18 protein-coding genes are annotated in these 13368 nt (G+C 58.6%); 10 read left to right on the plus strand and 8 right to left on the minus strand.

The genetic code is table 11. The features are described from left to right. Nucleotides 1-2 precede the first annotated feature (2 nt). The 3 genes from mlaD to AC4PS6_RS27235 are packed head-to-tail and all read right to left on the minus strand — an operon-like array spanning nt 3 to nt 2076. Nucleotides 3-470 carry an outer membrane lipid asymmetry maintenance protein MlaD gene (gene mlaD, locus AC4PS6_RS27225; RefSeq protein WP_003188593.1) on the minus strand — a complete coding sequence of 156 codons (468 nt, stop codon included), beginning with the start codon at nt 468-470 and terminating at the stop codon, nt 3-5. Continuing rightward, nucleotides 470-1267 carry a lipid asymmetry maintenance ABC transporter permease subunit MlaE gene (gene mlaE / locus AC4PS6_RS27230; protein WP_003188592.1) on the minus strand — a complete coding sequence of 266 codons (798 nt, stop codon included), beginning with the start codon at nt 1265-1267 and terminating at the stop codon, nt 470-472. The genes mlaD and mlaE overlap by 1 nt, the downstream gene beginning before the upstream one ends. Then, nucleotides 1267-2076, minus strand: coding sequence for an ATP-binding cassette domain-containing protein (locus AC4PS6_RS27235; protein WP_038448939.1), 810 nt, complete (start codon nt 2074-2076; stop codon nt 1267-1269). Before AC4PS6_RS27235 ends, mlaE begins: the two co-directional genes overlap by 1 nt. 310 nt (nt 2077-2386) lie before the next feature. Here AC4PS6_RS27235 and AC4PS6_RS27240 point away from each other — a divergent pair, with 310 nt between their 5' ends. The 10 genes from AC4PS6_RS27240 to AC4PS6_RS27285 all read left to right on the plus strand — a co-directional run bounded on the left by AC4PS6_RS27240 (nt 2387) and on the right by AC4PS6_RS27285 (nt 9395). Beyond that, a complete protein-coding gene (locus AC4PS6_RS27240; RefSeq protein WP_336827011.1) occupies nt 2387-3361 on the plus strand; it encodes a KpsF/GutQ family sugar-phosphate isomerase in 975 nt (324 codons plus the stop codon). Continuing rightward, nucleotides 3362-3886, plus strand: coding sequence for a KdsC family phosphatase (locus AC4PS6_RS27245; RefSeq protein WP_014716938.1), 525 nt, complete (start codon nt 3362-3364; stop codon nt 3884-3886). 8 nt (nt 3887-3894) lie between these two features. Further along, entirely contained in the window at nt 3895-4467 is a 573-nt protein-coding gene (gene lptC / locus AC4PS6_RS27250) for an LPS export ABC transporter periplasmic protein LptC (protein ID WP_014716937.1), read from the plus strand. Further along, the gene (gene lptA, locus AC4PS6_RS27255) at nt 4454-4987 is read left to right on the plus strand and encodes a lipopolysaccharide transport periplasmic protein LptA (protein WP_020301264.1); all 534 of its coding nucleotides are present in this window, start codon (nt 4454-4456) and stop codon (nt 4985-4987) included. Before lptC ends, lptA begins: the two co-directional genes overlap by 14 nt. Beyond that, the gene (gene lptB, locus AC4PS6_RS27260; RefSeq protein ID WP_003188582.1) at nt 4987-5712 is read left to right on the plus strand and encodes an LPS export ABC transporter ATP-binding protein; all 726 of its coding nucleotides are present in this window, start codon (nt 4987-4989) and stop codon (nt 5710-5712) included. Before lptA ends, lptB begins: the two co-directional genes overlap by 1 nt. A 184-nt stretch (nt 5713-5896) precedes the next feature. Further along, the gene (locus tag AC4PS6_RS27265; RefSeq protein WP_014716935.1) at nt 5897-7390 is read left to right on the plus strand and encodes an RNA polymerase factor sigma-54; all 1494 of its coding nucleotides are present in this window, start codon (nt 5897-5899) and stop codon (nt 7388-7390) included. Between the two features lie 75 nt (nt 7391-7465). Next, nucleotides 7466-7771 (plus strand): ribosome hibernation-promoting factor, HPF/YfiA family, encoded by a 306-nt coding sequence (gene hpf / locus AC4PS6_RS27270; protein ID WP_003171804.1) that lies wholly within the window; start codon nt 7466-7468, stop codon nt 7769-7771. Between the two features lie 10 nt (nt 7772-7781). Further along, nucleotides 7782-8246, plus strand: a complete 465-nt coding sequence (gene ptsN, locus AC4PS6_RS27275) for a PTS IIA-like nitrogen regulatory protein PtsN (protein WP_014716933.1) — start codon at nt 7782-7784, stop codon at nt 8244-8246. Between the two features lie 2 nt (nt 8247-8248). Continuing rightward, nucleotides 8249-9106 carry an RNase adapter RapZ gene (gene rapZ / locus AC4PS6_RS27280; protein WP_019816957.1) on the plus strand — a complete coding sequence of 286 codons (858 nt, stop codon included), beginning with the start codon at nt 8249-8251 and terminating at the stop codon, nt 9104-9106. A gap of 16 nt (nt 9107-9122) precedes the next feature. After that, nucleotides 9123-9395 carry an HPr family phosphocarrier protein gene (locus tag AC4PS6_RS27285; RefSeq protein WP_014716931.1) on the plus strand — a complete coding sequence of 91 codons (273 nt, stop codon included), beginning with the start codon at nt 9123-9125 and terminating at the stop codon, nt 9393-9395. A gap of 114 nt (nt 9396-9509) precedes the next feature. Here AC4PS6_RS27285 and AC4PS6_RS27290 read toward each other — a convergent pair whose 3' ends face one another. The 5 genes from AC4PS6_RS27290 to AC4PS6_RS27310 are packed head-to-tail and all read right to left on the minus strand — an operon-like array spanning nt 9510 to nt 13269. Continuing rightward, complete coding sequence (locus AC4PS6_RS27290; protein WP_201913599.1) at nt 9510-10403, minus strand: ZIP family metal transporter; 894 nt, start codon at nt 10401-10403, stop codon at nt 9510-9512. Between the two features lie 32 nt (nt 10404-10435). Further along, the gene (locus AC4PS6_RS27295) at nt 10436-11047 is read right to left on the minus strand and encodes a superoxide dismutase (protein ID WP_014716929.1); all 612 of its coding nucleotides are present in this window, start codon (nt 11045-11047) and stop codon (nt 10436-10438) included. Between the two features lies 1 nt (nt 11048). Beyond that, nucleotides 11049-11477, minus strand: a complete 429-nt coding sequence (locus AC4PS6_RS27300) for a DUF2753 family protein (RefSeq protein ID WP_014716928.1) — start codon at nt 11475-11477, stop codon at nt 11049-11051. Between the two features lie 27 nt (nt 11478-11504). Further along, nucleotides 11505-12881: a class II fumarate hydratase gene (locus tag AC4PS6_RS27305; RefSeq protein WP_492181066.1), complete on the minus strand. Its 1377-nt coding sequence runs from the start codon at nt 12879-12881 to the stop codon at nt 11505-11507. After that, nucleotides 12874-13269 carry a hypothetical protein gene (locus tag AC4PS6_RS27310; protein WP_003188570.1) on the minus strand — a complete coding sequence of 132 codons (396 nt, stop codon included), beginning with the start codon at nt 13267-13269 and terminating at the stop codon, nt 12874-12876. Before AC4PS6_RS27310 ends, AC4PS6_RS27305 begins: the two co-directional genes overlap by 8 nt. Between the last annotated feature and the right edge of the window lie 99 nt (nt 13270-13368).

Here is a 13368-nt window from a genome sequence, read left to right on the forward strand (position 1 = left end):
CCTCATTTGGCGTCTTTATTGACCGTATTGAGCAAAAATTTTCCGATCAGGTCTTCAAGCACCAGCGACGACTGTGTGTCGTGGATGGTCGAACCATCCTTGAGCAGGGCTGTTTCCCCGCCCACGCTGACCCCGATGTACTTCTCGCCCAGCAAACCCGCAGTGAGGATAGATGCCGTGGAGTCAGTTGGCAGATTATCTACCTTCTTGTCCAGTTGCATCGTCACCCGACCGGTAAAGCTGTCGCGATCCAGATCGATTGCCGTGACTTTGCCGATGGTGACACCGGCCATGGTCACTTTGGATCTGACCGTCAAACCGGCGATATTGTCGAAGTACGCGTAAAGTTTATAGGTATCGGCGGTAGGGCTGGCCGACAGGCCGCTGACTCGCAGGGCCAACAACAGTAAAGCCAGGATGCCAGCCAGCAAGAAAAGGCCGACACCGATTTCCACAGTGCGGTTTTGCATCAGAAATCTCCAAACATCAAGGCGGTCAAAATGAAGTCAAGGCCCAGTACCGCCAACGAGGCGTACACAACGGTCTTGGTGGTGGCACGGCTGATCCCCTCTGAAGTGGGCTCACAGTCATAGCCTTGGAATACGGCAATCCAGGTCACCACAAAGGCAAAGACGATGCTCTTTATAATGCCGTTGAGCACGTCACCGGTGAAGGTCACGCTGTTTTGCATGTTGGCCCAGTAGGAGCCGTCGTAGACCCCCAGCCAGTCAACCGCCACCCACGAACCACCCCAGATACCCACCACGCTGAAGATCATTGCCAGCAGTGGCAGGGAAATGAAGCCGGCCCACAGGCGCGGGGCAACAATGTACTTGAGCGGGTCCACGCCGATCATTTCCAGGCTGGACAGCTGCTCGGTGGACTTCATATTGCCGATTTCAGCGGTTAACGCCGAGCCCGCACGCCCAGCGAACAACAAGGCGGTGACCACCGGGCCAAGCTCACGCAACAGAGTCAGGGCCACCATCTGCCCTACCGCCTGCTCCGAGCCGTAGCTGGACAGGATATTGAAACCCTGCAGGGCCAGCACCATGCCGATGAACACGCCGGAGACCACGATGATCACCAGGGACATCACCCCCACCGAGTGCAGTTGCTTGACCAGCAGGCCAAAGCCGCCGCCGATGCCGCCGCGCCCCAGCAAGGCGTGAAACAGGAAAATGGTCGAACGCCCCAGCACTTCGACGATGTCGATGCCCGAACGACCGAAAAGGCGAACCTTCTCGATAAGAGATGTCTTGCGCATCAGCGCTTCCCCAGAAGATCTGAGCGGTAGTCCGCCGCCGGAAAGTGAAAAGGCACCGGGCCATCGGGGTTGCCGGTCATGAATTGGCGAATGCGCGGGTTATCGGCGTTCATCAACTCTTCAGGCGTACCCTGCCCCAGCACCTGACCATCACCGACTACATACAGATAGTCGGCAATGCTCGCGGTTTCGGCCAGGTCGTGGGAGACCACGATACTGGTGATTCCCAGTGCATCGTTGAGCAGGCGGATCAGGCGCACCAACACGCCCATGGCGATCGGGTCCTGCCCCACGAATGGCTCGTCATACATGAGGATCTGTGGGTCGAGGGCAATGGCCCGCGCCAGGGCGACACGGCGCTTCATGCCACCGGACAACTCGTCCGGCATCAGGTCGATGGCGCCGCGAAGGCCTACGGCCTGCAGCTTCAGCAACACGATGTCACGAATCATTTCATCGGACAGCTGGGTGTGCACCCGCAGCGGGAAGGCCACGTTTTCGAACACATCGAGGTCGGTAAACAGCGCGCCGCTCTGGAATAGCACGCCCATATGCTTGCGCGCATCGAACAGATCGCTGCGTGACAGCGTCGGCAGGTTCTGGCCGTTGACCCACACTTCCCCGGCACTGGGGCGCAATTGCATGCCCATCAGGCGCAACAGGGTGGTCTTGCCGCAACCGGAAGGCCCCATGATGCCCGTGACCTTGCCGCGAGGAATGCGAATATCGATGTTATTGAAGATGCTGCGCGTCCCGCGCTTGAAGGTAAGACCCTTCAGCTCGACCGCGTAGGCGTTATCGGCACTCATCTAATCTCCTTGGGATGCAGCCTTTCACTCAGACACCATGTGTGCGACTTTGGTTTTCAACAGATGCGCAATAGTTGAGCACATGGGTTGGGCGGACCGAACTGGCGGCGAACTATATCACTGCTGGTACAGAGCGCCCAAGGCCGGAACAGCGCTGGTTCAGATTTGAGACAGGGAAAAAACGTTGCTTGCTATGTTGCCCACGGTGCTTTTCAGTTATCCCGCGCACAAAGCCTGACGAACTTGCGTGAGGGAATCGATCATTACCGCTATAATCGCCGACTTTTCGTCAGGCTATACGATTTCAGACATGAGCCAATCCAGCGACCTTATTCAATCCGCACAACGCACCGTACGCCTTGAGCTTGAAGCCGTAGAAGGCTTGCTGGCCCATATCGACGCGGATTTCGTGCGCGCCTGCGAGATGATTCTGGCGAGCAAGGGCCGCGTTGTGGTGGTCGGCATGGGCAAGTCCGGCCACATTGGCAACAAGATCGCGGCGACCTTGGCAAGCACGGGGACCACTGCGTTTTTCGTGCACCCGGCCGAAGCCAGCCACGGCGACATGGGCATGATCACCAAGGATGACGTGATTTTGGCGCTATCCAACTCCGGCACCACCAACGAAATCGTGACCCTGTTGCCGCTGATCAAGCGCCTGGGCATCCAGATGATCAGCCTCACAGGTAACCCTGAGTCAACGTTGGCCAAGGCTGCCGACGTCAACCTGAACGTGCACGTGACCCACGAAGCCTGCCCACTGAATCTGGCGCCCACCTCCTCCACCACCGCCGCGCTGGTAATGGGCGATGCCCTGGCGGTGGCATTGCTGGAGGCCCGCGGGTTTACGGCCGAGGACTTCGCATTTTCACATCCGGGTGGCGCACTGGGCCGTCGCCTGCTGCTGAAAGTGGAAAATGTCATGCATCGCGGCGCCGAGCTGCCGAGCGTTCCACGCGGCACTCTGCTTCGGGATGCGCTGATGGAAATGACCCGCAAGGGCTTGGGCATGACCGCCATCGTCGAAACCGATGGCCGGCTGGCCGGGATATTCACCGACGGCGACCTGCGTCGCACCCTCGACCGCACCATTGATATCCATACCGCGACCATCGACGCCGTGATGACCCCTCACGGCAAGACCGCCCGCGCCGAAATGCTCGCGGCTGAAGCGTTGAAAATCATGGAAGACCACCGGATAGGTGCACTGATCGTGGTCGACCACGATGATCGGCCGATCGGGGCCCTAAACCTAGGCGACTTGCTGCGCGCAGGAGTGATGTAAATGATCAGCGACCTGATGCAACGCGGTAAAAACATCAAACTGGCGATTTTCGACGTTGACGGCGTGCTGACGGATGGCCGCCTGTACTTCCTCGAAGACGGCAGCGAATTCAAGACCTTCAACACCCTCGATGGCCAAGGCATCAAAATGCTGATGGCAGCGGGCGTGCAAACCGCAATTATCAGCGGTCGAAAAACACCGGTTGTGGAACGCCGCGCACAAAACCTCGGTATTCCTCACCTGTATCAGGGCCGCGAGGATAAACTGGTGGTGCTGGACGAGCTTCTTGGCCAACTCAACCTAAGCTATGAACAGGTCGCCTATCTGGGCGACGACCTGCCAGACCTGCCGGTGATTCGCCGGGTGGGCCTGGGCATGGCCGTCGCGAATGCCGCGGCGTTTGTCCGCGAACACGCCCATGGCATCACCACCGCCCGTGGCGGCGAAGGTGCCGCCCGCGAGTTCTGCGAGTTGATCCTGCGTGCCCAGGGCAGCCTTGAAGCGGCCCACGCCGCCTACCTATAGAGCGTTATATGCTGAGCAAAAAGATTCGCAACTTCCTGTTATTCGGGGTCATCGCCGCGCTGCTCCTGGCGGTGGGCTACTGGAATATCAGCCCGGAGCGCTTCCTCGACAAGCCTGTTGCGCAGGTTGACGAAGGTCTTATCGACTATTACGCCACCAATGCCTACAGCATTCAGTACCTGCCTGACGGCAAGGTGCAGTATGAGATGACATCGGACAAGGTCGAGCACTTGAAGGCTTCCGAAGTCAGCCTGCTGACCAATCCGGACCTGAACCTGTATCGCGGCACCGAATTTCCCTGGCACGTCACCAGCAAGCGTGGCGAGGTCAACCCGGATGGCACCGAAGTTGAACTGATCGACTCGGTTCGCGTCGCACGTACAGACGCGCAGAACCGCGACACCATCATTACCAGCAGTCGCATGACCGTATTCCCACAGAAGCAATATGCGCAGACCGAGCAAGACGTTAGAATCGACGGCGCTGGCGGTGTATCGACTGGCAAGGGAATGAAAGCGTATTTGAAAGAAAGCAGGATACACCTGCTATCGAACGTAAGAGGACAGTATGAGGCTCGTTAAAACCCTCCCTATTTTGCTCGGTCTGGGCGCAGCACTGGGAAGCGTGAGCGCCTGGGCTCTGCCGAACGATAGCCAGCAACCGATCCATATTTCGGCTGACGATGCACAGCTCGATGACAAGAAAGGTGTTGCCACCTATACAGGCGGCGTGATCATCACCCAGGGCTCGATGAAGATCACCGGCAACACGGTGACTCTGACGCGCACCCAGACAGGCGACATTGACGTGGTGACGTCGGTGGGCAACCTGGCTTATTTCGAGCAGAAGCAGTCCGCTACCGACACCGGCCCGATGAAAGGCTACGGCAAGACTATCCAGTATCACGCCCAGCAGAATCGTATCGTGTTGATCGACCAGGCCAAGGTACTGAGCCCAGACGGCAACTCGACCGAAGGTGAAAAGATCACCTATGACACCGTCAAGCAGATCGCCAACGCCGGTCGCGCCAACGGCTCCAAGGTCACTGCACCGCGCCCGCGCATCGACATGGTTATCCAGCCGAAGAAGAAGGCCGAGTAATGGCAACCCTGAAAGCCCAGCATCTGGCCAAGGCCTATAAAAGCCGCCAGGTGGTACGCGACGTCAGCCTGTCGATCGACAGCGGCCAGATCGTCGGTTTGCTCGGCCCCAACGGTGCCGGCAAAACCACTTGCTTCTATATGATCGTCGGGCTGGTCCAGGCAGACCAGGGTCGTGTATTGATCGACGACCTGGATGTCAGCCATCAACCCATGCACGGTCGTGCACGGGCAGGTATTGGCTATCTTCCCCAGGAAGCGTCGATCTTCCGCAAACTGTCGGTAGCCGATAACATCATGGCGATTCTCGAGACCCGCAAGGAACTCGATCGCGATGGCCGCCGCCAGGAGCTGGAAAGCCTGCTGCAGGAATTCCACATCAACCATATTCGCGACAACCTCGGCATGAGCCTGTCCGGTGGTGAGCGCCGCCGCGTGGAAATCGCCCGCGCCCTGGCGACCGCGCCGAAATTCATCCTGCTGGATGAACCCTTTGCCGGTGTCGACCCGATTTCGGTGGGTGACATCAAGCAGATCATCCATCACCTCAAGGCCAAGGGCATTGGCGTGCTGATCACCGACCACAACGTGCGCGAAACCCTCGATATCTGCGAAACAGCGTATATCGTCAACGATGGTCAGCTGATTGCCGAAGGCGATGCCGAGACTATCCTGGCTAACGAGCTGGTGAAGGAAGTGTACCTGGGTCACGAGTTCCGCCTGTAAACACAGGGGTATCGCGCTTTTCCCTGGAGCGCGCGGGAGTCAATGGAAACCTCGGTTTTTTTATTGTTACCGCGCTCTAGGCAAAGGCCCCGAGATCAGGCATATAATTTGCTTATGTTTGGCGCTCACGCGCCCTGTCGTGGATGGCGCATTGCGCCGGCGAATAAGGTGTTAAGCCCCTGCCATGAAACCATCGCTAGTCCTGAGAATGGGCCAGCAGCTGACGATGACACCGCAGCTGCAACAGGCCATCCGCCTGCTCCAATTGTCGACCCTGGACCTGCAACAGGAAATCCAGGAGGCCCTGGAGTCCAATCCGATGCTCGAACGCCAGGAAGAAGGCGACGACTTCGATAATGCAGACCCGCTGGCCGACAACATCGAGCAAAAACCCAATCCCGACGTGCAGGAACCCTCCTATCAGGAAACCGCCCCGACGGTGGACAACCTGGAGGAAGGCGACTGGAACGAACGCATTCCCAACGAGCTTCCCGTGGACACCGCGTGGGAAGACGTCTACCAGACCAGCGCCAGCAGCCTGCCGAGCAACGATGATGACGAGTGGGACTTCACCACCCGTACGTCGGTGGGCGAGAGCCTGCAGAGCCACCTGTTGTGGCAACTGAACCTGGCGCCGATGTCCGATACCGATCGCCTGATCGCGGTCACCCTGATCGACTGCATCAACAACCAGGGCTACCTGGACGAAACCCTCGAGGAGATCCTTGAGGCCTTCGACCCGGAACTGGATATCGAACTGGACGAAATCGAAGCCGTCCTGCACCGCATCCAGCAATTCGAGCCCGCCGGCATTGGTGCCCGCACACTCAGCGAGTGCCTGTTGCTGCAACTGCGCCAATTGCCGGCCAAGACCCCATGGCTCACCGAAGCGCAACGCCTGGTCAGTGACTACATCGACCTGCTGGGCAGTCGCGACTACAGCCAACTGATGCGCCGTATGAAGCTCAAGGAAGATGACTTGCGCCAGGTCATCGAGCTGGTGCAAAGCCTCAACCCGCGCCCAGGCTCGCAGATCGAATCCAGCGAAGCCGAATACGTAGTGCCCGACGTCATCGTGCGCAAGGACAACGAACGTTGGCTGGTGGAGCTGAACCAGGAGTCGGTACCGCGCCTGCGGGTCAACCCGCAATACGCAGGTTTTGTGCGCCGCGCTGATACCAGCGCCGATAACACCTTCATGCGCAACCAGTTGCAGGAAGCGCGGTGGTTCATCAAGAGCCTGCAAAGCCGCAACGAAACCCTGATGAAAGTCGCAACCCAGATCGTCGAACACCAGCGCGGTTTCCTGGAGTACGGCGACGAGGCCATGAAGCCTCTCGTGCTGCACGACATCGCCGAAGCCGTCGGCATGCATGAATCGACGATTTCCCGGGTTACCACGCAGAAATTCATGCATACCCCACGGGGTATTTATGAGTTGAAATACTTTTTCTCCAGCCACGTCAGCACCTCTGAAGGCGGTGAATGCTCGTCCACGGCGATCCGCGCGATCATCAAAAAACTGGTTGCCGCTGAAAATCAGAAAAAGCCGTTGAGTGACAGCAAGATCGCTGGTTTACTGGAGGCACAAGGCATTCAGGTCGCCCGTCGAACCGTCGCCAAGTACCGCGAGTCCCTAGGGATCGCGCCATCCAGCGAGCGTAAGCGTTTGATGTGACGGGCGGGCCACAGCGTTCCAGTGGTGGGTATTCCTGCCCACCGCTTTATGCACTGGCAACGAAGGAGAAGCTGTATGCAAGTCAACATCAGTGGACACCAGCTGGAAGTCACCAAGCCCCTGCGTGAATACACCGAGAGCAAACTGAACAAGCTTGCGGGGCATTTTGACAAGATTACCAACGTGCAGGTCATCATGGAGGTCGATAAGCTCAAGCAGAAAATCGAGGCCACCCTGCACGTACCGAATGCCAAGCTCGTTGCCAATGCAGAACATGAAGACATGTACGCGGCAATTGACTCGCTCTACGACAAGCTCGACCGCCAACTCATAAAGCATAAGGAAAAGAATCTGCACCTGATGCAAGGTACAGGTCGTTAACTCTCCCCCCATGATCCGACTTGAAACCATCCTGACCCCCGGCCGTTCCCTCGTGAACGTGCCGGGCGGCAGCAAGAAAAAAGCCCTCGAACAAATTGCCAACCTGATCGCACGCGAAGTGCCGGATCTGGAGATGCAAGATGTCTTCGAAGCGTTGATTGCCCGTGAAAAACTCGGTTCCACCGGTTTTGGCAACGGCATCGCCATTCCGCACTGCCGCCTCAAAGGCTGTGAAACACCTGTGAGCGCCTTGCTGCACTTGGATCACCCCATTGATTTCGACGCCATCGACGGCGCCCCGGTCGACCTGCTCTTCGTGCTGCTGGTCCCGGAAGCCGCCACCGATGCGCACCTGGAACTGCTCCGGCAGATCGCCAGCATGCTGGACCGCAAGGATGTACGCGACAAACTGCGCAGCGCCTCCAGCAATGAAGCGTTGTACCAAGTTGTCCTGGATGAACAAAACGGGCAGTAATCATGCGTTTGATCATCGTCAGCGGTCGCTCCGGCTCGGGTAAGAGCACCGCCCTCAATGTGCTTGAGGACAACGGCTTCTATTGCATCGACAACCTGCCCGCCGGCCTGCTGCCAGAGCTGGCGGAACGCGCACTGATCCATACCGAATTGGCGCAGCCGCTGGTGGCGGTCTCGATTGATGCGCGCAACCTGCCTAGCCACCTCTCGCGGTTCCCGGAACTGTTGGAAGAAGTGCGTGCCAAGCACATTCATTGCGATGTGCTGTACCTGGATGCCGACGAAGAGACCTTGCTCAAGCGGTTCTCCGAAACCCGTCGACGCCACCCCCTCAGCAGCGCCAACCGCTCCCTGGCCGAAGCCATCGAGGACGAGACCAAGCTGCTCGGGCCGATCATTGACCTGGCCGACCTGAAGATCAACACCACCAATCTGAACCTGTATCAGTTGCGCGACGCGATCAAGCTGCGCCTGCTGAACCAGCCTGAGCCGGGGACGGCGTTTCTGGTCGAGTCATTTGGCTTCAAGCGCGGCATGCCGGTAGATGCCGACCTGGTGTTCGATGTGCGCTGCCTGCCCAACCCTTACTGGAAGCCGGAGTTGCGCGATCAGTCCGGGCTGGATCAGCCTGTGATCGACTACCTGGCCGCACAACCGGATGTGGAAGAGATGTTCCAGGACATCTCCAGCTACCTGCTCAAATGGTTGCCGCGCTTTGCCGCCAGCAATCGAGCCTATGTCACCATTGCCATTGGCTGCACCGGCGGCCACCACCGCTCGGTCTATTTGACTGAACGGCTGGGCCAGGTGCTGCAACAAACCCTCAAGAACGTCCAGGTTCGCCACCGCGACCTGAGTTGAAAGGAACACCTGCGCGATGCCTGCTCTGGAAATTGAAATCATCAACAAGCTGGGCTTGCACGCCCGGGCGTCGGCTAAATTCGTCGGCGTGGCCGGGCAGTTCCCCTGCCAGATCCGTGCTGGGCGTACGCCAGAGTCCATGGTCGATGGCAAAAGCATCATGGCGATGATGATGTTGGCGGCCGGCAAAGGCACCAAAATCCATCTGCGCACCGAAGGCGAGCAAGAAGACGAAGCAATGGCCGCACTGGTCGCGTTGATCAACAACTACTTCGACGAAGGCGAATAACCCTACTGTAGGAGCTTGCTCGCGAAAAACGTCAACGATAACGCGGGCATCCTGGTTAACGCAGTGCTCTCCGTTTTTTTTTGCGAGCAGGCTCCCTCCTACAGGGAACCACCCTCAGCCTAACGCCGTATCCATCACCATCATCAGGCAAAACCCGAGGCACAGCCCAAGGCTGGCGAGATTTTCATGGCCATTGCGGCGCGACTCGGGGATGACTTCATGAGTCACGACCAGCAACATTGCCCCGGCGGCCAACGCCAAACCCAGCGGCAACAACACTTCGGCAAGGCTCACCAGCCATGCACAGAGCACCGCAAATACCGGCTCAACCAAGCCTGATGCAGCGCCAATCAAAAAGGCTTTGATTCGCGACATTCCCGCCCCAGCCAATACCAGCGCAATCACCAGCCCTTCAGGCACATCCTGCAGGGCAATGCCCATGGCGAGGCTGTCGGCATCCGCCATGCCTCCGCCCGCAGAAACCCCCACAGCCATGCCTTCCGGAATGTTGTGCGCAATGATGGCAAACACGAACAACCAAATACGCGGCGGGATAACCGGTTTATCCGGTGTACCCACCAGCATTTCCGGGCTGGCGCCAGAAACCTTGCGGTCTACGAGGTACAGGCCGAACGCCCCGAGCATGATGCCGAAGCTGATCAAGCCACTGGCGCCCCAAGGTGAAAGTCCCAGGCTTTCGGCGGCGGCGATGCCCGGTACCACCAGAGAAAACGCAGTCGCCGCCAGCATCACACCGGCACCAAAGCCCAGCAGGGAGTCGCTAAGCGCCATCGGCATGCGCCGAATCACCAACACCGGCACCGCGCCCAGCGCCGTGCCAAGCGCGCAGATCGCCCCACCCTGCAAAGCACGCAGTATGCGCGGTTCCAGGTTCAACCAGGCCAGCCCATGGGCCACCAATAACGCAGTACCTGCCAATAGCAGCAGCGTGCCAAACGCATAACGAAACATTCGCACGCTACCGATCGCCAGTGTTTGAGTGCCCATAGTCGGCCTTAGATCTTGTTATGTAGTGAATGTCAGGCCAAAGCGGCCTGATAGCGCGCGGCAACCTCCGGCCAGTTGATGACGCTATAGAATGCATTGATGTACTCCGGTCGTCGGTTTTGATATTGCAGGTAGTAAGCGTGCTCCCAGACGTCCAGGCCCAGCACCGGCGTATTGCCGCTCATCAGCGGGCTGTCCTGGTTGCCGCTGCTTTCCACCACCAGCGTTTTTTGTGGCGTAACGCTCAGCCAGGCCCAACCGCTGCCGAATCGCGTCAAGGCCGCCTTGGTGAACGCCTCCTTGAAGCTGTCGAAACCACCCAATTGCTCGTCGATAGCCTTGCCCAGCGCGCCCTCGGGTTTGCCGCCCCCTGTCGGTGACATGACTGCCCAGAACAACGAGTGGTTCGCATGCCCGCCTCCTTGGTTGACCACAGCAGCGCGTAATTTCTCCGGCAATGTTTGGACGCTGGACACCAGCTTCTCCACCGGCCAGCCGGCGAACTCAGTCCCCTCGACCGCAGCATTGAGGTTATTGATGTAGGTCTGGTGGTGCTTGGTGTAGTGAATTTCCATGGTTTGCGCGTCGATATGCGGCTCGAGGGCGTCGTAGGCGTAAGGCAAGGCCGGCAAGGTATAGGTCATATCAATGTGCTCCATAGTGGGACGTGGACGTTGGCGTCGCAGCACTGCCCAGCAGCCGATGAGTGCGTGGGTACTCGCCGTGATCGCTGATGAAATTCAGCAGCTCGACGTAGGTCTTGCTGCTTTGGCGCAGCGCGGCCTCGCGCAGTGACGGGCTGAGTCGCGGGTTCTGCATGGTCTGTAAGAGGCGCTGATGGATAGCGCAGAGGTATTCCGCGCTTTCCTCAGGCTGGTTCAGGCGCAAGTGCAGGTCCGCCAGGTTGTGATGGGAAATGACGCAAGCCGCCACTGCTTCGTCAGCATCCGCCCAGCGTTCGAACAACACTTGGGCCAGGGCCAGGGCTTGCAGATAGGCCTCGCGAGCGTCAACCAACTCGCCTGCCATAAAGCAGCGATTGGCCCGTTCGATCGTGCGTTTCCAGTGCTCCATGGTGAGCCTCCAAAGCGGGGTCGTTGATTACACGCCGCCGGCGGTGAGCTTTTCCGGGTCCAGCAGGACTTCCAGTTGGCTGCGAGGCAGGTCGGTGTGTTCGAGGGCGACATCGATCACCGGGCGGCCTTGCTGATACGCCTTCTTGGCGATTTCAGCTGCTTTCTGGTAGCCGATGATCGGGTTAAGTGCGGTGACCAGGATCGGATTGCGTGACAGCGCTTCCTTGAGCTTGGGTTCGTTGACCTTGAAGCTGGCAATGGCCTTGTCCGCCAGCAACCGGCTGGCATTGGCCAGCAACTCTAGGCTGCTGAGCAGGTTTTGGGCAATGATCGGCAGCATCACATTCAGCTCGAAATTGCCCGACTGACCGGCCACCGTGATCACTGTGTCATTGCCGATAATCTGGGCGGCCACCATGGCGGTCGCTTCCGGGATGACCGGGTTGACCTTGCCCGGCATGATCGACGAGCCCGGCTGCAGCGCCTCCAGTTCGATTTCACCCAGGCCGGCCAATGGCCCGGAGTTCATCCAGCGCAGGTCATTGGCGATCTTCATCAGCGACACCGCCGTGGCTTTCAACTGACCAGAGACCGCAACGGCGGTGTCCTGGGAGCCAATCAGCGCAAACAGGTTCTTGCCGGGTGTGAACTTCACTCCGGTCAACAGGCTCAGTTGCTGGCTGAAACGCCCGGCAAACTCGGGGTGTGCGTTGATCCCGGTGCCGACCGCCGTGCCGCCCTGAGCCAATGCTTGCAGCGCCGGTAGCAGGTCCTGCAAGTGACCGATATTGGCCTTGAGCTGCTGCGCCCAGCCGTTCAACACCTGGCTCATGCGCACCGGCATGGCGTCCATCAAATGCGTGCGGCCGGTCTTGATGAACGGGTGAACCGCCTCGGCTTTTTGCTCGATGACCTGCACCAGATGCAGCAGGGCCGGCAACGTTTGCTCGTGCAGCACCAACGCAGCACTGACGTGAATGGTGGTGGGGATGATGTCGTTGCTGCTCTGGCCGCAATTCACATGATCGTTGGGGTTGACCGCCTCGCCCAGCAAACGGCTGGCAAGGGTCGCGATCACTTCATTGGCGTTCATGTTGGAGCTGGTGCCGGAGCCGGTCTGGAAGATATCCACCGGGAAGTGCTGCATGTAGTCGCCTTCCAGCAATCCTTGGGCAGCATCGACAATAGCCTTGCCCTGCCCTTCGCTGATTTGCTTGAGGTCGACGTTGACCTTGGCCCCGGCTGTCTTGGCCAGGATCAGCGCGCGGATGAATTGCGCCGGCATGGGTTGATGACTGATCGGAAAGTTGTTCACCGCACGCTGTGTTTGTGCGCCATACAAAGCTTCTTGCGGCACATGCAGTTCGCCCATGCTGTCGCGTTCGATACGGGTGTTACTCATCATTAGATCCTTGCACCAAGTCAGAAACGGAAATCGAAGGCAGTAATTCGCAGCTCGCCAATTGCCAGGCAAAGGTCTGCCAGCGCTTGAGGCGGCAGGCACAGTGGGAGAGTTTTTCCAGGTCGCGCAGTGGTCGCCAGGCCTGGTCCAGGCACAGAGAGCGCCAATGCCAGGGCAAGGCGACATCAGCGGCGGTGTCGATCAACAAACGAAATGAGGTTTCAGCGATGGTCCACGGATGGGTTGCGGTGCAACACGCCAGGTACCGACCTTCGTTCAGGTAATGCTCAATCAGGCGGGGTTCATTGGGATCCAGGCCACAGCGAATCTGGCGGCTCATCCAACGCCAGCTTTCCAGATAGGGATCCTCATGCAAGACAGAACTCATGAGACACACTCATTCGGTAATGATATTTATTATTAAATGATATTGAGAATCAAAACAAGAGTGGCCCATTAATCCTGTCAAAAGAGGCGCAATAAAAAA

It is taken from the genome of Pseudomonas sp. DW-iso17, assembly GCF_058725345.1.

Bases quoted from the DNA above. Each gene is read 5' to 3' on its own strand.
- mlaD (WP_003188593.1), bottom strand. From the start codon at position 470: ATGCAAAACCGCACTGTGGAAATCGGTGTCGGCCTTTTCTTGCTGGCT.
- mlaE (WP_003188592.1), bottom strand. From the start codon at position 1,267: ATGCGCAAGACATCTCTTATCGAGAAGGTTCGCCTTTTCGGTCGTTCG.
- AC4PS6_RS27235 (WP_038448939.1), bottom strand. From the start codon at position 2,076: ATGAGTGCCGATAACGCCTACGCGGTCGAGCTGAAGGGTCTTACCTTC.
- AC4PS6_RS27240 (WP_336827011.1), top strand. From the start codon at position 2,387: ATGAGCCAATCCAGCGACCTTATTCAATCCGCACAACGCACCGTACGC.
- AC4PS6_RS27245 (WP_014716938.1), top strand. From the start codon at position 3,362: ATGATCAGCGACCTGATGCAACGCGGTAAAAACATCAAACTGGCGATT.
- lptC (WP_014716937.1), top strand. From the start codon at position 3,895: ATGCTGAGCAAAAAGATTCGCAACTTCCTGTTATTCGGGGTCATCGCC.
- lptA (WP_020301264.1), top strand. From the start codon at position 4,454: ATGAGGCTCGTTAAAACCCTCCCTATTTTGCTCGGTCTGGGCGCAGCA.
- lptB (WP_003188582.1), top strand. From the start codon at position 4,987: ATGGCAACCCTGAAAGCCCAGCATCTGGCCAAGGCCTATAAAAGCCGC.
- AC4PS6_RS27265 (WP_014716935.1), top strand. From the start codon at position 5,897: ATGAAACCATCGCTAGTCCTGAGAATGGGCCAGCAGCTGACGATGACA.
- hpf (WP_003171804.1), top strand. From the start codon at position 7,466: ATGCAAGTCAACATCAGTGGACACCAGCTGGAAGTCACCAAGCCCCTG.
- ptsN (WP_014716933.1), top strand. From the start codon at position 7,782: ATGATCCGACTTGAAACCATCCTGACCCCCGGCCGTTCCCTCGTGAAC.
- rapZ (WP_019816957.1), top strand. From the start codon at position 8,249: ATGCGTTTGATCATCGTCAGCGGTCGCTCCGGCTCGGGTAAGAGCACC.
- AC4PS6_RS27285 (WP_014716931.1), top strand. From the start codon at position 9,123: ATGCCTGCTCTGGAAATTGAAATCATCAACAAGCTGGGCTTGCACGCC.
- AC4PS6_RS27290 (WP_201913599.1), bottom strand. From the start codon at position 10,403: ATGGGCACTCAAACACTGGCGATCGGTAGCGTGCGAATGTTTCGTTAT.
- AC4PS6_RS27295 (WP_014716929.1), bottom strand. From the start codon at position 11,047: ATGACCTATACCTTGCCGGCCTTGCCTTACGCCTACGACGCCCTCGAG.
- AC4PS6_RS27300 (WP_014716928.1), bottom strand. From the start codon at position 11,477: ATGGAGCACTGGAAACGCACGATCGAACGGGCCAATCGCTGCTTTATG.
- AC4PS6_RS27305 (WP_492181066.1), bottom strand. From the start codon at position 12,881: ATGAGTAACACCCGTATCGAACGCGACAGCATGGGCGAACTGCATGTG.
- AC4PS6_RS27310 (WP_003188570.1), bottom strand. From the start codon at position 13,269: ATGAGTTCTGTCTTGCATGAGGATCCCTATCTGGAAAGCTGGCGTTGG.